This is a genomic window from Flavobacterium sp. SM15, assembly GCF_022012335.1.
Lineage (GTDB): Bacteria > Bacteroidota > Bacteroidia > Flavobacteriales > Flavobacteriaceae > Flavobacterium.
Genome location: NZ_JAKLTO010000005.1, coordinates 204,830 through 227,316 on the forward strand (window position 1 = coordinate 204,830; position 22,487 = coordinate 227,316).

Sequence of the window (22,487 nt, forward strand, 5' to 3'; positions counted from 1 at the left end):
GGTTTATTTTTTATAATTGTCAACAGCTTTTCTAACGCTGCCGTAAGTTTCTAATAATGTTTTTGCTTCTTCGTAGGAAACCGGAATTTCCCCCATAATCATACGAACACCGCGATCGATAAGCTTTACGTTACTGAGTTGCATGTCAACCATTTTGTTACCTTTTACACGACCAAGTTGAATCATGGTTGCGGTTGAAATCATGTTTAAAACCAATTTTTGTGCTGTTCCTGCTTTCATTCGGGAACTACCCGTTACGAATTCCGGTCCAACAACAACTTCAATTGGAAATTTTGCGGTTAAGGCTAATGGACTTCCGATGTTGCAAGTGATACAACCTGTTGGAATGTTGTTTTCGTTGCATTTTTCCAAACCTCCGATTACATATGGTGTTGTTCCTGAAGCTGCAATTCCGATTACAACATCGTTCTCATTTACATTCCATTCTGATAAATCTTTCCAGGCTTGGTTTTTGTCGTCTTCTGCAAATTCTACAGCTTTTCTGATAGCAGTATCGCCACCGGCAATCAATCCGATAACTAAATCGAAAGGAACACCAAAAGTAGGTGGGCATTCCGAAGCGTCAACAATTCCTAAACGTCCTGAAGTTCCTGCTCCAATGTAAAATAATCGTCCACCTTTTTTCATTTGATCAACAATTTTGGAAACCAAAACTTCAATTTGCGGTAAGGCTTTCTCCACGGCAAGCGGAACGGTTTTATCTTCGTTGTTGATGTTGGTCAGTAAGTCCTGAACCGACATGTTTTCAAGATGCTCGTAATTTGAGGATTGCTCTGTAGTTTTTGTAAATGTCATAATTTAACCTAATACGTGATGTGCCAACACATTTTGTACATCGTAAACATTAACGGATTTGTTGAACTGTTTGGTAATGCTCGGATTTGCTTCACTTGAAACCCAGATTTTTAATTCGGCCTCCAAATCAAAAGTTCCGGCAGTTTCAATGCTAAAACGTGAAATACTTTTATAAGTAATGGATTTGTATTCAATTTTACTTCCGGTTAATCCTTGTTTTTCAATTAAAATTAAACGTTTGTTAGTAAAAATAAAAGTGTCGCGAATTAATTTAAATCCTAATTCTACAATTTCATTTGTAATTAATAACTGACCGTAGTCTTTCACTAAAGTGTCTTTGTCTACAGCACCAGCATTTCCCATTAAAGCAGAAAATAATCCCATGTTTTTGAATTTATTAAATATAGTTGTTTTTTACATAAAATACGCCAATACAATCCCTAAGATAATTGCAGATAATTTTGCCATGTTGAATTTGTGTCCTTCGCTGGTTTCAAAAATAATCGTTGATGAAATATGAAACAGGATTCCAATTACAAAAGCCGTAATTTCAGAATAATAATGGGTGATAAACGGAACTCTTTCGGAAACAACTGTTCCCAGCGGGGTCATGGCTGCAAAAGTGAGCATAAAGATTAAAATGGAAGTGCGATTAAGGTGTGAGCTACTAAAAAAAGTAGTTAGAATAATAGCAATAGGGAAATGATGAATGGCGATTCCCCAAGCCAGATCGTTATGATGACTTACCGGCATTCCTTCTAAAAGCGCGTGCAAACACAAACTAATGAATAACGACCAAGGAATGTGGTGCATTGTGTCGTGTCCGTGAACGTGCCCATGTTCAGCACCTTGAGAGAAGTATTCTAAAATAATCTGAAACACGATTCCGAACATGATAAAGAAACCTACACCATTGTGAATATGTCCGTCTGCATCTGCAACATGTGAAGATTCATAAACCGCCGGTAATAAATGCGAAACCGTAAGCGCCAATAAAAACGAACCGCTGAAAGCCAATAAAAGCTTCAGGTTTTTTTTGCTTTTCGGGCGAAAAAACGTTGCAATCAGGTAACCAAAGATTACCGAAAGTAAGGGCAGCAGGTACAGCATATTATTTGAAAATCATGATAAGGCGTTCCGAATCGTTTTTATAGAATTTACGCAATTTGTAATCTCCGAAAACATCCAAAAGGAAAATTCCGGCTTCTTCCATCATCTGCTCAAAATCGTTTAAAGTTAAGGCTTTTACTTTTTCCGTGAAATGAAATTTTTGTCCTTTGTCTTCAAAATCGATTTCCTTGAAAATATGATTGTCTTTTACATAACGTTTGATGTGAAAATCAATGCCTTCAACAGTTTTCACTTCTTCAGGAACTAAATTGTTGATGATGTAATTCACGTTCATAAAATCGATTACAGCAAAACCGTATTCAGTAAGGCTGTCTTTGATGGCTTTTAAAGTCGTTATGTTGTCGTCATCGCTTTCAAAATAACCGAAACTTGTAAATAGGTTGAAAACCGCATCGAATTTTTCTTCAAAAGGTTCGCGCATGTCGTGCACCTTGAAATGCAATTTTTCGTTTGCAAATTCTGAAGCAGCAGCGATACTGTTTTCGGATAAATCGGCACCGGTAACATCAAATCCTAATTGATTAAGATATACTGAATGGCGTCCTTTCCCGCAAGCCAAATCCAGAATTTTAGCATCTTCCGGAAGGTTTAGGTAATGGGTAAGGTTGTCCATGAAATGCTGTGCTTCGGCATAATCGCGGTCTTTGTATAAAATATGATAGTAAGGCGTATCGAACCAAGAGGCAAACCAATTTGCAGTATCTTTTTGCATAGAATTTCTTTAAGCCTACAAATTTAACGTATTTTTGCCGATGCAATCAATAAGATGTCAGAAAATAGACGATAGAAGAATGAGATTGCCCGAATAGTGAAATTTAAGCATGGAAAATTTTAAAATGATCGCCAAAACCTTATTTGGCTTCGAAGAAATATTAGCAAAAGAATTGGCGCAGCTTGGCGCACAGAACATAGAAACCGGAACCCGAATGGTAAGTTTTGTGGGCGATAAGGGTTTCATGTACAAAGCAAATTTAGCGTTGCGCACGGCTTTAAAAATCTTAAAACCGATTTATCATTTCCGTGCTTTTAATGAAGCCAGTTTGTATAAAGGGATTCAAGGAATTGATTGGTCGAAGTATTTGTCTGCACATCAGGCATTTGTGGTAGATGTGACGTTGCATTCGGAACATTTTAACCATTCGCAATTCGTGGCTTTGAAAACCAAAGATGCAATTGTGGATCAGTTTCGCGAGAAATTTGGCAAGCGTCCGAACATCGATAAAGATTTTCCTGATTTGCGCATCAATGTGCATATCGACCGTGACCAATGTTCGGTTTCTTTAGACAGTTCGGGAGATTCCTTGCACCATCGCGGTTATAAAACAGCTACTAACATTGCACCAATCAATGAAGTTTTAGCAGCGGGAATGTTATTGCTTTCCGGTTGGGACGGACAAGGTGATTTTATCGATCCGATGTGTGGTTCGGGAACGATTTTAGCAGAAGCGGCGATGATCGCGTGTAACATCCCGGCAAACATCAACAGAAAAGAATTTGCTTTTGAACGTTGGAACGATTGGGATAATGCGTTATTCGACCAAATTATGGATTCGTTAATGAAGAAAGTAAAAGAGTTTCATTATACGATTACCGGATACGACAAAGCGCCATCAGCGGTAATGAAAGCGAAAGACAATATCCGAAATGCAAATCTTGATGAATATGTAAAGATTTCAGAACGCAATTTCTTTGATACGGAAAAAGAAACAAGAGGACCATTGCACATGGTATTCAATCCGCCATACGGAGAACGTTTAGATATTGAGATGGAACGTTTTTACAGAGAAATTGGTGATACCTTAAAGCAAAGCTATCCGGGAACTAACGCTTGGTTTATCACCGCAAATTTGGAAGCTTTGAAATTCGTCGGTTTAAAGCCTTCACGAAAAATCAAACTTTTTAACGGAAAATTGGAAGCGCGTTTGGTGAAATATGAAATGTATGAAGGTAGTAAGAGAACAAAATTCCAAAATAAAGAGTAATTTCATTTATTCAATTCAAAATTTATAACTAAAGATGACTTTAAAAACAAAAGCACTGATTTATAATTTTATAGGATTCGCATTATTGTTTGTTATAATCCGTATCGTAGCTGAAAAATTTACCAATTTGAGCGGTTTTTGGCTTCCTTTAACTGCTGCGGTTGTAGCTTCAATTTTAGCGCCTAAATTTCAGGCTGTAAGAACAAATGAAGGCGAAAAGATTTTTATGAAATGGCTGTTTATAAAAGGTGTGAAAGAAATTAAGTAATAAAAAATCCCAACTTAACAGGTTGGGATTTTTTATAGCATTTTATTTTTGACTTTTATAAAGCGGAATGAAATAACTCAAGGTGTAATTGAAACCAACCCCGAATTTTCCTTCATAAGTGCGGTTAAAACCTGGAATGAATAAGTTGTCGAAGTTCTCCGGTTTTTTGTTGCTTACCTGATAATTTAAACGCGCTGAAAATCCTAGAAACAGGTTGCTGAACAATTCGGTTTTAACACCACCAACAAGTTCAATCCAACTGGCATTAAGGCCATCAAATTTTTGGTTTGGCGTATAAGTAGTTTGCCCGAAATATTGATTTGTGGTATAAACCGAATAGCTGTTTAAATTCTGTGAAAACGAACTTACTCCGTAACGCACTCCGGCATAAATCATGTTTTCCATATCCAGCCAGTTTTGGTAGGCGTTGTAATCGAAACCAACTTTGAAATAGCTTCCCTTGGTGGTGAAATTCATCTGATCTTCGTTCACCGTTTTTTTCTCGTTGCCTAATTCTCCAGCTAAGTAGATTTTTTTGGTTAAACGATAATCGCCAACCAGTTCAAAACCTTTGTAATCTTTATCGTAAAAGGATTTTGTAATGCGGTGTAAATCGGCACCAACACGTAAACCGTACCGTTCTGTTTTTTGAGTTTTTACAGTGTCTTTCGCTTTTTCTTGCCCCAATGTTGATAATGAAACCAACACTAAAGCCGCACTAAAAATAGATTTTAATGTGTGTTTCATTTTCATTTTGAATATTAGGTTGAATAACTTGTAATGAGGTTGTCGGCGCATTGGAAATCCAAAGACCGTCCGTAGTGTTTCCGTCCGTTAAAACAGGATTGTTTGCGTTTAACTGAAAGACTGTTTTGAAACCGCAAGCTCTGGACACAAATATATCTTGATGATTGTAGCCGAAACTTAATTTGTCTGTATTGGTGTCTGCCGGATTAGCTGCTCCGGAATTCAATATAAGGCTATAAACAGTGCTAATATCGTTTACCTTTAAAGGAAGTCGTAATTTTGAACCGTTAAACAAATATTTTTGTTCTGCAACAGTTGCGGTCGGATTGAAAATAATGCCTTCACTCATTCCATCAGCTATCACTTTTAAATTAGTAACCGATTTTAGCGTGGCAGGATTGTTCTTGTCGTAAAATTCAATAATCACATTGGGTGTTACGGAAGTTCCTTCTGCACAGATATCGTCTTTTTCACAACTCCAAAACGAATTGGCCAGTAAAAGCGATAAAGCAACTATTTTTAGTTTTTTCATTTAGGTCAGGTTTCTAGCTTCTTTTTTCCAAAAGTACAACATTTTCCACATGGTGTGTTTGTGGGAACATATCCACCGGACGTACTCTTGTCACTTTGTACATTCCGTCCATTAACGCCAAATCACGAGCTTGTGTAGCCGAGTTACAGCTTACGTAAACCACTTTTTCAGGCGCGATTTTCAAAATTTGTCCCACAACATCAGCGTGCATTCCGTCACGTGGAGGATCGGTAATGATTACATCCGGATGACCATGTGTTTTGATGAATTCGTCGTTGAACACATTTTTCATGTCTCCCACAAAAAACTCACAATTGGTTATGTTATTGCGTTTTGCGTTTTCTTTGGCATCGGCAATCGCTTCCGGAACAGCTTCTACACCAATTACCTTTTTCGCTTTTTTGGAAACGAATTGAGCAATGGTTCCTGTTCCTGTATATAAATCGTAAACCAGTTCGTTTCCTGTTAAACCAGCAAATTCTCTTGTAATCGAATACAATTCATAAGCTTGTGCGGAATTAGTCTGGTAGAACGATTTTGCATTAATGCTGAAGTTCAAACCTTCCATTTCTTCCAAAATAAAATCTCTTCCTTTGAAAAGAATAATGTCCTGATCGTAAATGGTATCGTTGGCTTTCTGATTGATTACATATTGTAATGATGTGATTTCCGGGAATCGCTCCGACAAGAAATTCATCATCAGTTCAATGCTTTTTTTATCGTTGTCATAGAACTGAATAAGCACCATGATTTCTCCGGTTGAAGCGGTACGAATCATTAAAGTACGCAACAAACCGTGATTTTCTCTCGGATTGAAAAAAGTTAAACCATTCTCGTTGGCAAAACGTCTGATTTCGTTTCGGATGTCATTCGAAGGATCTTGTTGTAAATGACACTTTTTGATGTCAAGAATCTTGTCCCACATTTTCGGGATATGGAAACCAACGGCATTTTTGTTGTCCAGTTCCACTTCAGAATCGATTTCTTCCTGCGTCATCCACCTTGAAGACGAGAAACCGAATTCCATTTTATTACGGTAGAAGAATTGTTCTTTCGAGCCTAAAATTGGTTCAAATTCAGGTAATTCAACTTTACCGATTCGTTTTAAATGATTGTACACTTCCTGGTTTTTGTAGAACAATTGCTGTTCGTACTTCATGTTTTGCCATTTGCAACCACCACAAACTCCGAAGTGTTCACAAATTGGCTGGATGCGATGCTCGGAAAACTCGTGGAAATTCAAGGCTTTTCCTTCGTAATAGGCTTTGCGTTTTTTGAAGGTTTGTACATCCACTACGTCGCCCGGCACAACATTCGGAATAAAAATTACTTTACCATCGGGAGCTTTTGCCACCGATACGCCTTTTGCTCCTGCATCAAGGACTTTTACGTTTTCGAATACGATTTTGTCTGTTTTCTTTCTTCCCATGAGGCAAAAGTAAGGATTGTATTTTGAAACTAGAAATTCAAATCGTATTTAACTGAGAAACAAGATGCAAAATTGCAGTCTCCTTTTTTATGGAAAGTAATTAGGAAATTAACACAATATTAATAGTGATTTACTCAAGGATGAAGTACCTTAGATATCAAGTTTGATATAGTATATACATGAAAAAATTACTTGTTACATATTTATTATTGTTGTTTAATTCCGTGCTTTTTGCCCAAACGGAATTAGTTGGTGTTGTTTTTAATGCCGACAATACTCCGTTGTCTGATGTTGAAATTGTCAATATAACCAAGAAAACAAACTTAAAGTCTGCTAAGGACGGTAAGTTTACAATAAAAGCAACGGTTGGGGACGAGCTGGTTTTTCTGGACAAAAATTATAATGAAAAAAGGATTTATGCTTCACGGGAATTGTTCAATTCCAATGTAGTAGTTAAACTGGATAAAAAAGTTATTGAGTTAAAAGAAGTTGCTATTGAAAAATCAGCAAAATTTAATATAGATACCAGTTTCGATGCTCTTAAAATGCAAGAAATTACAAAAAAAGATGCTCAACCTAAAGTGATTGGAGTTTATACCGGTGAAATTCAGTACGGAATGGACTTTGTGGCAATTGGTAAAAAACTGTACAAATTTGCAGGGAAGCTTTTGGGTAAAAGTGATGAAAAAGAAGTTCCCAAAAAAATAGAGAGCTTCAACAGTTATGTAAGGAGAGAATTTCCAAACGATTTCTTCATAACCAAATTAAACTTAAAAGAGAACGAAATAGATTCGTTTATCACTTTTTGCGAGAATGATTTGAAAGCTCAAGAGGTTACTCAAAAAAACGGCACTCTTGATGTTCTTGAATTTATGTTAGAGAAAAGAAAGGAATATAAAAACTGATTTTCTTGCAAAACCGTCTGTAAATAACTTATTTCGTGTTTTATTTGAAACATTATGAACAGACATCTGGCACTTCTTCGCGGTATTAACGTTTCCGGGCACAACATGATAAAAATGGAAGAACTCAAAGCTTTATTGGGGCAAATGGGTTTTGCCAACGTGAGAACATATATTCAATCGGGTAATGTTTTTGTTGATTCTGATGAAGCGCACGGTGCAACAGTGGGATTTCGAATTAAACAGGAAATTTTTAAGAAATGGGGTTACGATGTGCCAATTATCGTCATCACTAAAGATGATCTTGAAGCTTGCTTAAAGAACAGTCCTTATCTGAAAGAAAAAGACGTAGATACCAAAAAACTCTACTTCACATTCATCTCCAAAGAATTGAATGAAAATGCCATCCATGATTTAAAAATGAGTCAGGTAAAACCCGATGAAGCGGTAATAGACAAAAACAGAATCTACATTAAATACGATGTCGGTGCCGGAAAAACCCGCTTCGATCAAAAATACATCGAGAAAAAGCTCAATGTAACGGCAACGATGCGCAATCTGAATACCGTTACTAAGCTTTTGGAAATGTATGATGAGTGATTTTGAAATTAGAGGTTAATAACTGTTGTTAAGCGTTTTGATAAAAGCAATCAAGTCTTGAATTTCAGTTTTGGAAAGATTCAACTTGTCTGTGGGTAAAGTTTGATTGTCTAGTTCAATCCCAATTCCAGCGCCACCTCCACGATTGTAAAAATCAATTACTTCTTCCAACGAATTATATACTCCATTGTGCATATATGGAAATGTTATTGCCGAATTTCGAACGGTTGGCGTTTTGAAAGCATGTTTCTTTAACGGAGCTTTAGTTATCGCATATTCACCCAAATCACTATCTACAATTGCGTTTTGAATTGTGTTTTTTGAAGGAACTCCCAAAACTTCACTTTCCAGTTCGCTATACATCGGAGGAACACTTCCGTTAAAGAGCGGAAAGAAATGACAGGTTGCACATTTCGCTTTTCCCATAAACAGATTGAAACCTTTTTTCTCGTTGGAAGAAAGCGTTGTTTTTCCACGTAAATAATCATCAAATTTAGAATTCAGTTTAGATAATGAACGCACATAACTCGCCAAGGATTTTAAAAGATTCTGTTCGGTAATTTCAGCTTCATTCGGAAATACTTTTTTAAATTCCGTTTGGTAATTTGTGTTCGATTTTACTTTTTCAAGCGCATGGGCAAAACTTCCGTGCATTTCGTCTTTATTATTGATGACCGCTTTGGCCTGATCTTCCAGATAATTCACTCTTCCGTCTAAAAATAGAGTGTTTTGAAATCCGGAGTTTAGAAGTGTTGGTGTGTTTCGGGATAATTTTCCGTTTTCTACGGCTTTTGTTTTATGGTCGGCGTAAGCCTCGGCAGGAATATGACAAGTTACACAAGAAACCTGATTGTTTCCACTTAAAATCGTATCGGAAAACAACTGTTCCCCTAAAGCGATTTGTTCTTTTGATGGATTTCGGTTGTATGCAGGCGCAAAGTAATTCACATTGAAAGCCGTTTCTTCAAAAACTGTAGGTTCGTTAAAATTAATAGCACCGGAATACAGATTATTTTTGATTTTGAGTTCGTCTTGAATTTTTTGAATATTTTTTGAGATCGGAATGCAATAGGAAGTAATGAATTCCGCGCGGTCAAAAGTGTTGAAATCCTGATTTTTATCAAGATATGTTTTTGTGTTTTCGATTAGTTCCAAGAACGATTTGTCTTCTTTAAAATGAGAAAGCGTGTTTCCGATAGTTTCAATAACCGTTTTGGTTTCCAAAATAGAGAGGAAGGCAACCGGAGAATCAAAACCTGTAATTCCCAAGCTCATCATACGGAGCAGTTCCAACTTTTGCGCTTCAAAAATATTACTGTCAAAGAGTTGGAGGGTTTCGATATTTGCTTTAAGGGATTGTGTATAGCCGTTTAAAATAGCAACTTGTTTTTTAAGTTCTTCAGCATCAATTTCATCGGAAAATAAAAGTTCTTCCACTTTTTGAAAGCCGGTGGCTTCTTCGGTTTTGCGGCTGGTTTCGTGAACGTCGTTTTTGTCAATGGCCGCTCCGTTAAGTTTTATTGCGGTTTCAGGTAGATAAAAAGCTAATAAAGCTTCGGTTTTTTTATAAGCCAATCGCGCTTCTTTAAATTTTTCTTGTGCTTTTTCTTTGTTGTGATTATTCTGAATAATTTGGTTGAACTCGGAAACTTTTTTACTTAATTCTTTATAATTTTCTATAAAGTTTTGTTTGGTTTTCTCAACTGAAGTCAGACTTTGATACTCTTTGCTCTGACATGAGAGTAAACAAAGGATTGCAATTAGAGCAATGATTCTTTTCATCAATTCATATAAATTAAAAATTAGGAGCACAGATTACAGCGCTCCTAATTAATTGGTATTCTTTGTTTTGTGAATTATCTTGGTAATCCTTTAATTAAAACTACCTGACTTCCCTGATTTTCGTTGGGGCGAACCGTTCCACCGTCTACACCTTTGAAAGCGTCTGTTTTCCAAGTGTGTGGTTGGATTGACAGCATAAAAGTGTCTGGAATTCCGATTGTTTCCGATACATCGATTAAAGCTCCGTATTCCCAGCTTCCTAATGATGAACCTGCGCTCAGGAATTTGTTTGAAGCATCAGTACGTTTCTGATCTAATTCAAAAACTACTTTAAGTTCTTTCGTGGCGATGTTGTACTGATAGATGTACGCATCGTGCGTTTCATCACCATAACCATTGGCATCTTCCTGAATGTAAACAAAGTTTTTAGTTACACAGATGTTATCCACGTTTTGGAAGGTTTTGGCTTTTCCGGTTCTGTTATCACCATCTAAAACCAATGTCAGTTGCCCTTGTAAAGGATTGTTTGCATTTAATTCAAGTTTGTAAACACGGCCGTATTTTGAACGGGAATTGTCTGCATTGGCACCTGTATTGTTTTGACCGGTAACGTTGAAGTAAATTTCTCTTTCTTTACCTGATTCTTTGCGGTAATCAATGTCTTCCACACGACCAAAAGTTATTGCATTTAAAGCTTGCGCAGCCTGATTGTTTTGCAAACCGGTGTTTGTTTTTGCATTGGTGATCTCAACGAATTCTACCGGATAAGTTGTGTTTTCAACCATGGTTCTTTCATTAGAAATATTATCAGTGCGCTTAATTACATAAACTTTACCATTGTTTAAATCACCAGTTGTTGATTTGTACATAACTAATTGTCCTCCATAAGTTCCGGAATCATCATCGCCTAAAAGCACTACAGTTTGGCCTGAATAAGCCTGTTTCGTTAAAGGAACTGCATTTTCCGTAGACCATCTTCCAAACCCTAAAATCGGTCTTGGAGTTGTATTGTTGGCTTTGGTGTCAAAAGGAGTAATTCCGTGTACTTGCGATTCACTGTCGCTTTCTCCTGCGGTTAAGAAAATGGGTCCAAAACCATGAATTTCCGGAGTGGCTAAGGTTGCAGAACATAATCTGTTTCCTGATCCGTTTGAGTTTAATACATATTCCCCGGCTACAGGTTTAAAGGTTTGGTCAAATTTGATTTTAGATACAGAATAATTATCCTCATTATTTACTAAAAAAGTAAATGTTCCATCAGAGTTTTTAAATAAGCCCGAACCATCTGCAGAGCCTCCAAAAACGTAATCAGGCGTTTCTGCAAAATCATCTTCGCTTGAAAACAATGAGAATAATTGAACAGAACTAAAATCGGATTTAGGATTCAATAAAACAGGTGTTACCGAATGGTTTTTTAATTGAATTGGACTTGTCGGTTCGTTTGTAGTAGAACTTTCATCTGAGTTACATGCAATGACAGAACTAATAACTGCCGCACTCAACAAAGCATTTTTAAATTTCATTTTATTGTTTTTTTGTTAGACAGGGCAAACTTATGAAGGTGCTGTTATGTTAAATTTTACTTAATATTTTTAAAATGTTACGAATTTACTCATAATTCTTACAAATGTTAAGTTGCTGTAAAATAGGAGTTTTCTGTTTTTTTTGTTATATTTTTACGTATTTAAGACTTTGTTTGTTATAAAAAACTTAAAATATAAAGTTAAAAGTTATTTTTTTCAAATTGAATTGCTAACTTGCACTCAATTAGATAAAATATACTACATATTGAGAAAAAACTACTAAACCCCAATTAATAATGCAAGTTTTAGAAAAGATGAGTTCAGCAGAAGCAATTCAGTTAGAGGACAAGTACGGCGCGCACAATTACCACCCGTTACCGGTTGTGTTGAGTAAAGGAGAAGGTGTGTACGTGTGGGATGTTGAAGGTAAAAAGTATTACGATTTTTTATCGGCTTATTCTGCTGTAAATCAAGGTCATTGTCATCCAAAAATTATAGGAGCGATGATGGAACAGGCACAAACCCTTACACTTACATCAAGAGCTTTCTACAATGATAAGCTAGGTGTGTACGAAGAGTTCGTGACAAAGTATTTTGGTTTTGACAAAGTGCTTCCGATGAATACCGGAGCAGAAGCTGTTGAAACTGCCTTAAAATTATGCCGTAAATGGGCGTATGAGAAAAAAGGTGTTAACGAAAATGAGGCAGAGATAATTGTTTGTGAAAACAACTTCCACGGAAGAACAACAACTATTATTTCTTTCTCAAATGATGAGACCGCACGTAAGAATTTTGGTCCTTACACAGCTGGTTTTATTAAAATTGCTTACGATGATATTGATGCTTTAGAAAAAGCTATTACATCGTCTCCTAATATCGCAGGGTTTTTAGTGGAGCCTATTCAAGGGGAAGCAGGTGTTTATGTTCCTTCAGAAGGGTATTTGGCAAAAGCTAAAGCTTTGTGTGAAAAGCATAACGTATTGTTTATTGCGGATGAGGTGCAAACAGGTATTGCCCGTACCGGAAAGTTATTGGCGGTTAATCATGAAAATGTAACTCCGGATATTTTAATTTTAGGAAAAGCTTTATCAGGTGGTGTTTATCCGGTATCTGCAGTTTTGGCTAACGATTCGATTATGAATGTAATTAAGCCAGGGCAACACGGTTCTACTTTTGGAGGAAATCCAATTGCTTCTGCCGTTGCGATTGCTGCTCTTGAAGTTATTACCGATGAATCATTGGCAGATAATGCTGAAAGATTAGGAAAGGTTTTCCGCTCAGAAATCGGCAAATATATTGAAACGTCGAACATTGCAACGTTAGTTCGTGGAAAAGGACTTTTAAATGCCATTGTAATCAATGATACAGAAGAAAGCGACACCGCTTGGAACATCTGTATGAAATTGGCAGAAAACGGATTATTGGCCAAGCCAACTCATGGTAACATCATTCGTTTTGCTCCGCCTTTGGTTATGAATGAAGAGCAATTGTTTGAGTGTATCAGTATTATTACTGCTACATTAAAAGAATTTGAAAAATAATTAGAGATTTTTTAATCGATATAAAAAGCCGTTATGTAATTCATAACGGCTTTTTTAGTATTACTGCTCCGTGATTTCTTTCATGCGCTGTTCTAATAATTCAGGATCCTGTAGCGCATCCCAACCTACTAAATTGATGTACCATGCCATAATTAAAAGGAAAATTACTCCTAAGACAATTCCAATGATACAAAGTATTTTTCCGGTTTTTACATTGTTGAAATTTGAGTACAGCTCAGGGTTCTCGTTGTATTCTTTAGTGTCTTTGTTTGCCAGGTAAAGCCCAATGCCCCCTAAAATAAAACTTAGAACGCCATAGCAGCAACAAGTAATGATGGACATGATGCCCAAAATAATTACGGCAGTTCCATTAGGTAATTTTTGTTTTTCCATTCTGTAAATATTGATTAATTGTTTTAGATTAAAAATGTTTGATGAAATAGGAAACCACCATGATTATTGCATTTGTGATTCCCAGTCCAACGATAATTTTATGATAGTTTCTGCTTTTGTCGATAAAATTAAGGGAAACGAAACCTAAAAAAAGAAGTAAAGTGTAAATGGCCGGAAACATTAAAAACGCTGCTTTAAATTCGCCTTTAAAAAGTAAAAGCAAAGCGCGCTGGGTACCGCAACCGAAACATTCGATTCCTAAAAATTTCTTTGTAAGACAGGGCAACATGTACTCTTCCATGGTAATCTTTTTCTGTAAAGCAAGTTCACAAAAAAATAAATAGTTTCAAAACAGAAATGAATTTTTTTAAAGTTTGTATTTTTGAAGTTCTAAAAACAGTACTATGAAAACCGTTTACATCATTTTAATTTTCGGAATGATTGCTTTGGCTTTTAACGAACAAACCAAAACGCATCCCAATATCTGGATTCAGGTAGCAGGAGTTTTAGCGTTCTTTTATGGAATGATGAAAATAATGTCAAAAACACCAAGAAATAATAAAGATAAAGAAGAGAATGATGTTTAGTATTGGCGATAAAGTTTCTGTCCTTGATGAAGCAATTAATGGTGTAGTTGTTGGTTTTAAGAAAGAGGATGTCATCATTGAAACTGAAGATGGTTTCACCATGACATACTCGGTAAATGAGTTGGTTAATTTAAATAAAACCAGTGATTTAAAGTCATTTACTTCAAACCAGAGTTTAAGTCAGATTTTAAAAGAAAAAGAAGAAGAAAAGAAACGTTCTTTTGTAAAAGAGAAGAAATCCCGCAAAGACGAATTTGTTCTTGAAGTGGATTTGCATATCGAAAAGTTGGTGCCTTCCAAAAAAGGAATGAATAATTACGACATTCTTACTTTACAGATGGAAACGGCAAAACGCCAGCTTGATTTTGCCATAAAAAACCGAATGCCGAAAGTGGTTTTCATTCACGGAGTTGGCGAAGGAGTTTTGAAAGCAGAGCTCGATTTTCTACTTGGAAGATACGATGGCATTTCCTTTCAGGATGCTAATTACCAAAAATACGGATTGGGCGCTACGGAGGTTTACATCAAACAAAATCCGAACCGATAATTCCAAAATTAAATGCTGGTCTGATAGGTTCCGAAAAGGTATTCTTCAAATACAAACGTATTGTCGGAACTTACAAACTGAATATTAATGAATTTAATTTGGTGGTTGTGTCCCACTACGGTTGTCACGTTGGTAACCGGATCTGTAGCGGTTCTTTCCGTAGAAGTTATTTGGATTTTACCTCCTTGAGCAGCAGTCCATTCTTTTAAAACGCTTGGAGAAGAAGGTGGAACAACCGAACAGATTGTACCGCCGGTAACCGCTCCGTTGTATTTTCTGTAAAGCACTGAATTGCTTCCTGAAATCGTTACAATTGTAGGTTGCCCAGCCGGTGTTGCTGCATTTGGAAAACTAGAAGCAGGGATGTTTACAAGTAAAAGTTCTTCATTGCTGGTTTTGAAAAGCAGTTGTTTGTCGGGACATTTTTGAATGGTCGCAGTTCCGAAATTGAACGATTCCAAAACCATATCGCCATCATCACAACCTGATAAAAGTAGTGCAAAAACCAATAATCCTAAAAACTTTTTCATAAGTAGCCGTATTTGGGACAAAAATAACATTTTTAGTTTTCAAAAGCGATAAAAGAAATAACGAAAATTCATCAATATTGCTATATTTGGAAACCAAACGAAAAATGTATTTATGTCATCTAAACACCAAACCAATTATCCGGCGCTCTATACGCTGATTACCGTTTTCTTTTTCTGGGGTTTTATAGCAGCCGGAAACAGTATTTTTATTCCTTTTTGTAAAAGTTATTTCTCACTTGATCAGTTTCAGTCACAGCTGGTTGATTTTGCTTTTTATACGGCGTATTATGTGGGAGCATTGTTGCTTTTCATCTTCGGAACCTTTAAAAACAAAGACATCGTTGGAGGATGGGGCTATAAGAAAAGTATCGTTTTCGGATTGTTGTTTTCGGCTTTAGGAGCTGGTGCTATGATTTTGGCCGTAGAAGCTAATTTATACGCAGGAATGTTGACCGGTTTGTTTATAGTGGCATTAGGATTTTCGTTGCAGCAAACCGCAGCCAACCCGTTTGCAATTTCTTTAGGAAACCCGAAAACAGGGGCAGACCGTGTTAATTTGGGCGGAGGAATCAACTCTTTCGGAACCACAATCGGTCCATTGGTAGTTGCTTTTGCACTTTTCGGAACCACCGCTACCGTTACCGATGATCAGATCAAACATCTGGATTTAAACAAAGTAATCTTGCTTTATGTTTGTGTTGGTTTACTTTTTGTGGCTGCGGCTGGGATGTTTCATTTTTCCAGAAAAGTACCGGCAGGAATTTCCAATGAACCAATGGAAAAAGCAAACAAAGCTATGCGAACTCTTATTATTATGACCGGTTTATTGGCGATTTGTTTTGCACCGGTTTTCAACAGTTATAAAAGTCAGGAAGCCTTAAAAATTGAAACGTTAACCAAAGATATTGAAACCATCAATCTTTCCGTAGTGGCAGGTAAAGAAGATAAGGTTTTAGCAGATGATGTTACCGAGGAAAAAACAGCACAAATCAATCAATTGAAATCAGGCTTGGACAAACAAAGAATGTTGTGTCTTTCGGCTGCTTTATTAGTGGTTGTGGGCGGATTGCTTTATGCTAACAAATCGGCTAAGAAAAACAGTGAAGGCTGGGGTGCTTTACAGTATCCGCAGTTGGTTTTAGGGATGCTGGCCATCTTTACCTATGTTGGGGTTGAAGTTGCCATCGGAAGTAACTTAGGAGAACTTTTAAAACTACCGGATTTCGGAGGACATCAATCTTCATCCATCGCGCCTTATATTTCCATGTATTGGGGAAGTTTGATGATTGGCCGTTGGGCTGGTGCGATCAGTGTTTTCCACTTGAGCAATGCTAAAAAAACATTAGCGTTAATCATTGTCCCGTTAATTGCATTTGCAGTGATTATCGGTGTAAATACAATGGCACAGAAAGACATGACGCCACTTTATTACTATGTAGTTTGCGTACTATTGCAGATTGCCGCTTTCTTTATTAGTAAAGACAAACCGGCGAGAACCTTAACAATTTTCTCCATTTTTGGTGTTGTTGCGATGTTAATTGGGCTGTTTTCTCACGGAACCGTTGCTATTTATGCTTTCCTTGCAGGAGGTTTAGCTTGTAGTATCATGTGGCCGGCGATTTTCAGTTTGTCAATTATCGGGTTAGGAAAATACACTTCGCAAGGTTCTGCTTTTTTGGTGATGATGATTTTAGGTGGTGGAATTATTCCTCCAATTCAGGGAAAACTGTCTGATATCATCGGAATCCACCAATCGTACATTATTCCGGTGATTTGTTTTGGTTACTTGTTGTTTTTCGCAATTGTTGTGAAATCAATCCTTAAAAAGCAAAATATCGATGTAGATGAAATTGAGGCAGAAGGCGCTCATTAAATCTTAAGAAAATAATAATATCCAATTCGGAGCATGGGAAATTCTTACCTTTGCTCCGAATTTCTTTTTTATGCGAATCAATAAATACTATTTAGCGGCTCTGGTTGCTTTTGTAATTTGGGGATTTTTCAGTTTGGCGCTCAAACCGATTCATCATTATCCATCATTGGATATTTTGTTTTACCGTGTATTTTTAAGTGTTATCCTGATTTCGTCCATCAACCTTATTTTCAGAAGGACGATTTTGAAATCCAATTGGGAATTGTTCAAATCCAAACCGATAACCGAGCGAAATAAAATCATTCGTGTGAATATTGGCGGTGGCTTGCTGTTAACGGCGAACTGGTTTATTTTCATTTATGTGATGAACCACATCAGCGTAAAAGCGGCATCCTTCGCGTATTTGGTATGCCCGATTTTAACCACAGTACTGGCTTTTCTGATTCTGAAGGAAAAATTGAGCAAATGGCAATGGATTGCGGTTGGGATTAGTGTTTTAGGGTGTGTATTATTGTCTTTTAATAGTTTCAGTGATATTTTTTACAGCCTGATTGTTGCTTTAACTTACGCACTTTATCTGATTTCACAACGCACTAATACAGAGATTGACAAATTTGTAGCTTTAAATATTCAGTTACTGACAATTGGCGTTTTGTTATTACCGTTTTATCCGAAATTCAGCGGGCCGGTTCCTACGGAGAGCCTTTTCTATACCTGTTTGTTTTTTATAGTTGTGCTGTTTACCATTATTCCGTTGTTTTTGAATTTGTTTGCGCTCAAAGGCGTGAATTCTTCCACAGTTGGGATTATGTTGTACATCAACCCGATTCTGAACTTTCTGCTTGCGGTTTTTTATTATAAAGAAGAAGTAACACAAATTCAGATGATTTCGTATTCACTGATCTTGATTTCGATTATTGTTTTTAATGAAAAGCTTATCTTTAGAAGAAAATTAAACACTCAATCTGTCTCCGAATAAATGCGAAAAATATACCTCGATAACGCCTCAACCACGCAATTGCGACCAGAAGTAGTTGCCGAAATGACTAAAATTCTTTCCGAAGATTTTGGAAATCCTTCTTCCACCCACAGTTTCGGTCGAAGTTCAAAAGTGCTATTGGAAACAGCCAGAAAAAGCATTGCAAAACAAATTAATGCAACTGCTTCGGAAATTATTTTCACCTCCTGCGGAACAGAAGCCAACAACTGGATTTTACGTTCAGCGGTTAAAGATTTAAAGGTGGAGCGCATCATCACAAGTAAAATTGAACATCACGCGGTTTTGCATACCGCCCAAGTTTTGCAAAGTGAATTCGGAATCGCTGTGGATTATGTTGCGCTGCTTCCTAACGGAGAAATTGATTTTACAGATTTAGTGGAATTGCTTTCTCAGGACAAGAAAACATTGGTTAGTTTGATGCACGTAAATAACGAAATCGGAACGGTGCTGAATCTGGAAAAAGCAGTGAGAATTTCACACGATTACAATGCGTTGTTTCATACGGATACGGTACAATCTATTGGTAAAACGGAAATCGATGTTCAGCATTTAGGAGTTGATTTTTTAGTTGCTAGTGCACACAAATTTCACGGGCCAAAAGGTGTAGGATTTGCTTATGTGAAGAAAAACAGCGGATTGCAACCTTTGTTTTTCGGTGGAGAGCAGGAGAAAGGTTTGCGTGCCGGAACCGAAGCGGTACATCAAATTGCTGGAATGGCAAGAGCATTGGAGCTTTCCTATGAGCATTTAATCGAAGAGAGAAATTATATTTCAGGATTGAAAAGTTATCTGATCTCACAATTGGAAATCGATTTTCCGGAATTTAAATTAAACGGTAGCGAAGACGGTCTTTACAACATTGCCAACGTTTTATTACCGCTTTCAGATGATAAAACGGGAATGATTTTATTTCATCTGGATATGAAAGGAATTGCTGTTTCTCGTGGAAGCGCCTGCCAGAGCGGGAGTGTGAAACCTTCGCACGTATTAGCAGAGATTTTAGATAAGGAAGATGTTATAAAGCCGAGTTTGCGTATTTCTTTCAGTCATTATAATACCAAAGAAGATGTTGAGGCCTTGATGGAAGCGCTTCGATCGATTTAATTACTGTTTATTTCTTCTGATTTTTTTGCTGAAGCTTTTCTTGTTTCTTAAAGTAACCTTTAAAGAGAAAATTGTTTTTTAAAGCATCCATGTTTTGGTTGAGTTTTATACTTGCCTGATTAATATTGATCATAGTGGAATCTATTTTTTGAACAAGTTTTTCATTGTTGGAAAGGTAATTTATGGCTCCTTTTCCTTTTTTGGCGTTGGTGATGGTGGTGTTCAGGTTTTCAACCACGCTGTCTATTTTAATGCTGGATTGTTCCAGATTGATAACAATATTTTTGATTTTTTGAGCTACGACCGTATCGTTTATAACACCAACCAGATTGTCTTTCTGATTTAACGAAGCAATTAAATTGTTCAAATTCTGTACTGATTCATTGGTTCCTTTGCTGGTAACTTTAAGATAATGAAGAGTTTGTTTTAAGTCGTTGGCCATTACAGTATCGTTCAATAACATTCCGACCGTTCCTTTACCATCAGTAATTTCATGAGTAATTTTGATTAAATCGGCAGTTAATATCGCAGCATTTTCATTAGTTACGTTCAGTGTTTTTAAAATGTCTTCGGTTCGAACCCGACTGTACGATTTTATGATATCTCCTGCTTGTACCGCTGCAGCATTGCCTTTTCCGGGGATGATGTTGATGATCATGTTTCCAACCAACCCATCAGAACTAATGGTGGCGATGGCATCTTTTTTAATATGGGTTAAAATTTTGGTGTCGATTATCATATCTACCCGAATTGTGGTATCGTTGATCATCTCGATATGTTTCACGGTTCCAACATTTATCCCTGAATAGCGAACGTTGTTACCAAGTTGCAGACCATTTACGTTATTAAAAACAGCACTGAGATGTACTGTTCTGCCAAACATGTTCTGTTTCTTACCAATAAAATAGATAGCAGTTATAAACAATGCCGAACCTAGAAGGACAAAAATCCCCAATCTTAACTTTTGTGTGCTTGTGTTTTCCATATCGTTGTCATTTGAAAAAAGCCATTACTTTCGGATCTTTTGAGGTAATCAGTTCCTGAAAAGTTCCTTCGGCATAATTTATTCCATCTATTAAAAGAATCATTCGATTGGCGATAACCCTTGCACAATCCACATCATGGGTAATGATAATGGACGATGTTTTGTATTTTTGCTGAATCGATTGCATAAGAAGGATAATTTCTTTTGAAGTAATTGGATCTAAACCAGTTGTAGGTTCATCATACAATATTATTTTTGGCTGTAAAATTAGCGTTCGGGCTAAGGCGATTCTTCGTTTCATTCCGCCGGAAAGTTCGCTCGGCATTAAGTCTATTGCGCTTTCCAAGCCAACATTTTTTAAAGCTTCGACCACTAATGGAGTAGTGTCTTCAATGATCCCAAATTTTTTGGTATGTCTGCGTAAGGGAAATTCCAGATTTTCTCTAACCGACATTGAATCATAAAGTGCGCTTCCTTGAAATAAAAAACCAACTTCGGTTCGTAACTCGTCCAACTCTTCCTGTTGCAGTTCTAGAATATTTTGCCCCATGACTTCAATACTTCCGCTATCGGCTTGTTCAAGTCCTATAAGGCATTTAATCATAACGGATTTTCCCGATCCGGATTTTCCCATAATGACCAGATTTTCCCCTTCGTTCAAAACCATATTGAAACCATCCAAAACGTGATTGGTACCGTAACTTTTCCTTAGATTTTTTATTTCGATTACTGGTTTCATGGTTATAAATCGTAAAAAATATCGGTTACAAAAACTGCTATAAAGTCGATGATAAACAAAAGCATCGAAGTATAAACCACTGCCGAATTAGCCGCAAGACCAACTCCAGCTGTACCTTTTTTACAATTATAGCCTTTGTAACAACCAACCAGTCCTATGGCAAAGCCGAAAAAGAACGACTTAATGGTTGCAGGTATAATGTCTCCAAATTCCAATGCTTCAAAAACCTGATTGAAATATAACTGAAAGGAAACATCTCCTTTTAAATGTTCTACCAGATAAGATCCGTAAACGGCAATACAGTCTCCCAATATTACCAAAAGCGGAAGCATTAATGTAGTTGCGGCAATTCGTGTAACCACCAAATATTTAAAAGGATTGGTTCCGGAAACCTCCATCGCATCGATTTGCTCCGTAACGCGCATGGAGCCTAATTCTGCGCCAATTCCCGAACCGATTCTTCCGGCACAAATTAAAGCAGTTATTATCGGACCAATTTCTCTAATGATGGAGATGCTTACCATGGAAGGCATCCATGAAACTGCACCAAATTCCTGTAGTGTGGGGCGCGATTGTAAGGTAAAAACCAAACCAATAATGAATCCTGTAACTGCTACAAGTAAAAGGGAACGGTTCCCCATATTGTAACATTGTCGCAGGAACTCTTTAAATTCGAACGGTTGTTTAAAAACTTCTTTAAAGAAACGTGCGGTAAAATAGGACAGATCACCAATTTCAGTTAAAAAGGCTTGGAAAGAATCATGTATTTTTAAAATAGCATTCATGAACTGAATTTATTTTAAGCAAAACAATTATCAAATATAAGCTTTTTCTGTAAGTTGTTGATTGTTAATGGTGTAAAAAAAACAATCCGTTCTGTTTTTACAAAACGGATTTAAGCATACTAGTTTTTTCCATTCAAAGGAGGTTATTTTTTTGCTTCAGCTGGCATTTTCATTTTTTTTGCCATTGGGTGTTTAATTTCGGTTACAATCAATCTAGCAGTTGTGCCTCCAACATTTTTAGCCATATGGGTAACGGCTGGGATGTATAAAGCTTCTCCCGCTTTGATATCTACACTTACAGGAGCTTTGCCTTTGTCTGTGATATCTATCTTTGCATCGGTTAAAGCATAAGCAACATGATTAGGGTGGGTGTGCCACGGAATTGTTTCACCAGTAGCAATTTCTACTTCAAGTACTCTTACCTTCTCGTTTTCAAGAACAACTTTTTTATATGCATTTGGAGCAACCTTAATAGGGTCTTGTCCATACATTGCCGCACTCAACATTAGAAATAATCCAATAAATTGAGTTTTTGAAATTAACTTAATTGTTTTCAGCGTATTTAGTTTAGTGTTGATTTCCAATTAAGTGGTATTCGAATACAAATTTACGAACTTAAATCTGTTATATATTGATTATTAAGCGATTAAAAAAAATCCGTTCTGCTTTCACAAAACGGATTTTAATATGA

General features: G+C 36.7%; 26 protein-coding genes. 10 read left to right on the forward strand and 16 right to left on the reverse strand.

The genetic code is table 11. The features are described 5' to 3' along the window. Window positions 1–3: 3 nt before the first annotated feature. From murQ to LZZ90_RS10385, 4 genes are read right to left on the reverse strand one after another with little or no spacing between them, the layout of a single operon-like run. Entirely contained in the window at window positions 4–816 is an 813-nt protein-coding gene (gene murQ / locus LZZ90_RS10370) for an N-acetylmuramic acid 6-phosphate etherase (RefSeq protein WP_237790628.1), read from the reverse strand. 3 nt (window positions 817–819) lie between these two features. Then, window positions 820–1,200, reverse strand: a complete 381-nt coding sequence (locus LZZ90_RS10375; protein ID WP_237790629.1) for a PH domain-containing protein — start codon at window positions 1,198–1,200, stop codon at window positions 820–822. A gap of 30 nt (window positions 1,201–1,230) precedes the next feature. Then, window positions 1,231–1,926, reverse strand: a complete 696-nt coding sequence (locus LZZ90_RS10380) for a ZIP family metal transporter (protein WP_237790630.1) — start codon at window positions 1,924–1,926, stop codon at window positions 1,231–1,233. A gap of 1 nt (window position 1,927) precedes the next feature. Further along, window positions 1,928–2,659, reverse strand: a complete 732-nt coding sequence (locus LZZ90_RS10385) for a cyclopropane-fatty-acyl-phospholipid synthase family protein (protein WP_237790631.1) — start codon at window positions 2,657–2,659, stop codon at window positions 1,928–1,930. 109 nt (window positions 2,660–2,768) lie between these two features. On the opposite strand from LZZ90_RS10385, the gene LZZ90_RS10390 reads away from it, so the two are divergent. Next, window positions 2,769–3,929 (forward strand): class I SAM-dependent RNA methyltransferase, encoded by a 1,161-nt coding sequence (locus tag LZZ90_RS10390; protein ID WP_237790632.1) that lies wholly within the window; start codon window positions 2,769–2,771, stop codon window positions 3,927–3,929. A gap of 34 nt (window positions 3,930–3,963) precedes the next feature. Further along, complete coding sequence (locus LZZ90_RS10395; RefSeq protein WP_237790633.1) at window positions 3,964–4,197, forward strand: hypothetical protein; 234 nt, start codon at window positions 3,964–3,966, stop codon at window positions 4,195–4,197. A gap of 42 nt (window positions 4,198–4,239) precedes the next feature. On the opposite strand, the gene LZZ90_RS10400 is transcribed toward LZZ90_RS10395, so the two are convergent. The 3 genes from LZZ90_RS10400 to rlmD are packed head-to-tail and all read right to left on the reverse strand — an operon-like array spanning window position 4,240 to window position 6,905. Then, window positions 4,240–4,944 carry a DUF6048 family protein gene (locus LZZ90_RS10400; RefSeq protein ID WP_237790634.1) on the reverse strand — a complete coding sequence of 235 codons (705 nt, stop codon included), beginning with the start codon at window positions 4,942–4,944 and terminating at the stop codon, window positions 4,240–4,242. After that, window positions 4,916–5,476 carry a DUF6452 family protein gene (locus tag LZZ90_RS10405; RefSeq protein WP_237790635.1) on the reverse strand — a complete coding sequence of 187 codons (561 nt, stop codon included), beginning with the start codon at window positions 5,474–5,476 and terminating at the stop codon, window positions 4,916–4,918. Before LZZ90_RS10405 ends, LZZ90_RS10400 begins: the two co-directional genes overlap by 29 nt. 13 nt (window positions 5,477–5,489) lie before the next feature. Next, window positions 5,490–6,905 (reverse strand): 23S rRNA (uracil(1939)-C(5))-methyltransferase RlmD, encoded by a 1,416-nt coding sequence (gene rlmD, locus LZZ90_RS10410; protein WP_237790636.1) that lies wholly within the window; start codon window positions 6,903–6,905, stop codon window positions 5,490–5,492. Window positions 6,906–7,084: 179 nt separating this feature from the next. Here rlmD and LZZ90_RS10415 point away from each other — a divergent pair, with 179 nt between their 5' ends. After that, window positions 7,085–7,810 carry a hypothetical protein gene (locus tag LZZ90_RS10415; RefSeq protein WP_237790637.1) on the forward strand — a complete coding sequence of 242 codons (726 nt, stop codon included), beginning with the start codon at window positions 7,085–7,087 and terminating at the stop codon, window positions 7,808–7,810. Window positions 7,811–7,864: 54 nt separating this feature from the next. Further along, window positions 7,865–8,407, forward strand: a complete 543-nt coding sequence (locus LZZ90_RS10420; RefSeq protein ID WP_237790638.1) for a DUF1697 domain-containing protein — start codon at window positions 7,865–7,867, stop codon at window positions 8,405–8,407. Between the two features lie 15 nt (window positions 8,408–8,422). Here LZZ90_RS10420 and LZZ90_RS10425 read toward each other — a convergent pair whose 3' ends face one another. Then, on the reverse strand, window positions 8,423–10,189 hold the full coding sequence (locus tag LZZ90_RS10425) for a cytochrome c peroxidase (RefSeq protein WP_237790639.1): 1,767 nt from the start codon (window positions 10,187–10,189) through the stop codon (window positions 8,423–8,425). Window positions 10,190–10,263: 74 nt separating this feature from the next. Beyond that, window positions 10,264–11,712 (reverse strand): hypothetical protein, encoded by a 1,449-nt coding sequence (locus tag LZZ90_RS10430; protein ID WP_237790640.1) that lies wholly within the window; start codon window positions 11,710–11,712, stop codon window positions 10,264–10,266. A 296-nt stretch (window positions 11,713–12,008) separates the two neighbouring features. Between LZZ90_RS10430 and rocD the strand changes: the two genes are divergently transcribed. Then, a complete protein-coding gene (rocD, locus tag LZZ90_RS10435) occupies window positions 12,009–13,253 on the forward strand; it encodes an ornithine--oxo-acid transaminase (RefSeq protein WP_237790641.1) in 1,245 nt (414 codons plus the stop codon). A 60-nt stretch (window positions 13,254–13,313) separates the two neighbouring features. Here rocD and LZZ90_RS10440 read toward each other — a convergent pair whose 3' ends face one another. Both LZZ90_RS10440 and LZZ90_RS10445 read right to left on the reverse strand, forming a co-directional pair. Continuing rightward, a complete protein-coding gene (locus LZZ90_RS10440; RefSeq protein ID WP_237790642.1) occupies window positions 13,314–13,646 on the reverse strand; it encodes a CCC motif membrane protein in 333 nt (110 codons plus the stop codon). Window positions 13,647–13,674: 28 nt separating this feature from the next. Then, window positions 13,675–13,947 carry a DUF2752 domain-containing protein gene (locus tag LZZ90_RS10445; RefSeq protein WP_255702369.1) on the reverse strand — a complete coding sequence of 91 codons (273 nt, stop codon included), beginning with the start codon at window positions 13,945–13,947 and terminating at the stop codon, window positions 13,675–13,677. A 103-nt stretch (window positions 13,948–14,050) separates the two neighbouring features. On the opposite strand from LZZ90_RS10445, the gene LZZ90_RS10450 reads away from it, so the two are divergent. Next, complete coding sequence (locus tag LZZ90_RS10450) at window positions 14,051–14,233, forward strand: hypothetical protein (RefSeq protein ID WP_237790643.1); 183 nt, start codon at window positions 14,051–14,053, stop codon at window positions 14,231–14,233. Continuing rightward, a complete protein-coding gene (locus tag LZZ90_RS10455) occupies window positions 14,226–14,780 on the forward strand; it encodes a Smr/MutS family protein (RefSeq protein WP_237790711.1) in 555 nt (184 codons plus the stop codon). Before LZZ90_RS10450 ends, LZZ90_RS10455 begins: the two co-directional genes overlap by 8 nt. Window positions 14,781–14,788: 8 nt before the next feature. Here LZZ90_RS10455 and LZZ90_RS10460 read toward each other — a convergent pair whose 3' ends face one another. Continuing rightward, the gene (locus LZZ90_RS10460; RefSeq protein ID WP_237790644.1) at window positions 14,789–15,310 is read right to left on the reverse strand and encodes a hypothetical protein; all 522 of its coding nucleotides are present in this window, start codon (window positions 15,308–15,310) and stop codon (window positions 14,789–14,791) included. A 112-nt stretch (window positions 15,311–15,422) separates the two neighbouring features. Here LZZ90_RS10460 and LZZ90_RS10465 point away from each other — a divergent pair, with 112 nt between their 5' ends. The 3 genes from LZZ90_RS10465 to LZZ90_RS10475 all read left to right on the forward strand — a co-directional run bounded on the left by LZZ90_RS10465 (window position 15,423) and on the right by LZZ90_RS10475 (window position 19,287). Continuing rightward, complete coding sequence (locus LZZ90_RS10465) at window positions 15,423–17,183, forward strand: MFS transporter (protein WP_237790645.1); 1,761 nt, start codon at window positions 15,423–15,425, stop codon at window positions 17,181–17,183. A gap of 70 nt (window positions 17,184–17,253) precedes the next feature. Continuing rightward, window positions 17,254–18,162: an EamA family transporter gene (locus LZZ90_RS10470; protein ID WP_237790646.1), complete on the forward strand. Its 909-nt coding sequence runs from the start codon at window positions 17,254–17,256 to the stop codon at window positions 18,160–18,162. Then, window positions 18,163–19,287 carry a cysteine desulfurase family protein gene (locus tag LZZ90_RS10475; protein ID WP_237790647.1) on the forward strand — a complete coding sequence of 375 codons (1,125 nt, stop codon included), beginning with the start codon at window positions 18,163–18,165 and terminating at the stop codon, window positions 19,285–19,287. A 7-nt stretch (window positions 19,288–19,294) separates the two neighbouring features. Here LZZ90_RS10475 and LZZ90_RS10480 read toward each other — a convergent pair whose 3' ends face one another. The 4 genes from LZZ90_RS10480 to LZZ90_RS10495 form a co-directional block, all read right to left on the reverse strand. Next, window positions 19,295–20,272: an MlaD family protein gene (locus tag LZZ90_RS10480; protein ID WP_237790648.1), complete on the reverse strand. Its 978-nt coding sequence runs from the start codon at window positions 20,270–20,272 to the stop codon at window positions 19,295–19,297. 7 nt (window positions 20,273–20,279) lie between these two features. Next, window positions 20,280–21,011 carry an ABC transporter ATP-binding protein gene (locus LZZ90_RS10485; protein ID WP_237790649.1) on the reverse strand — a complete coding sequence of 244 codons (732 nt, stop codon included), beginning with the start codon at window positions 21,009–21,011 and terminating at the stop codon, window positions 20,280–20,282. A gap of 2 nt (window positions 21,012–21,013) precedes the next feature. Further along, window positions 21,014–21,796 (reverse strand): ABC transporter permease, encoded by a 783-nt coding sequence (locus tag LZZ90_RS10490; protein ID WP_237790650.1) that lies wholly within the window; start codon window positions 21,794–21,796, stop codon window positions 21,014–21,016. A 143-nt stretch (window positions 21,797–21,939) separates the two neighbouring features. Then, window positions 21,940–22,380, reverse strand: coding sequence for a cupin domain-containing protein (locus LZZ90_RS10495; RefSeq protein WP_237790651.1), 441 nt, complete (start codon window positions 22,378–22,380; stop codon window positions 21,940–21,942). Between the last annotated feature and the right edge of the window lie 107 nt (window positions 22,381–22,487).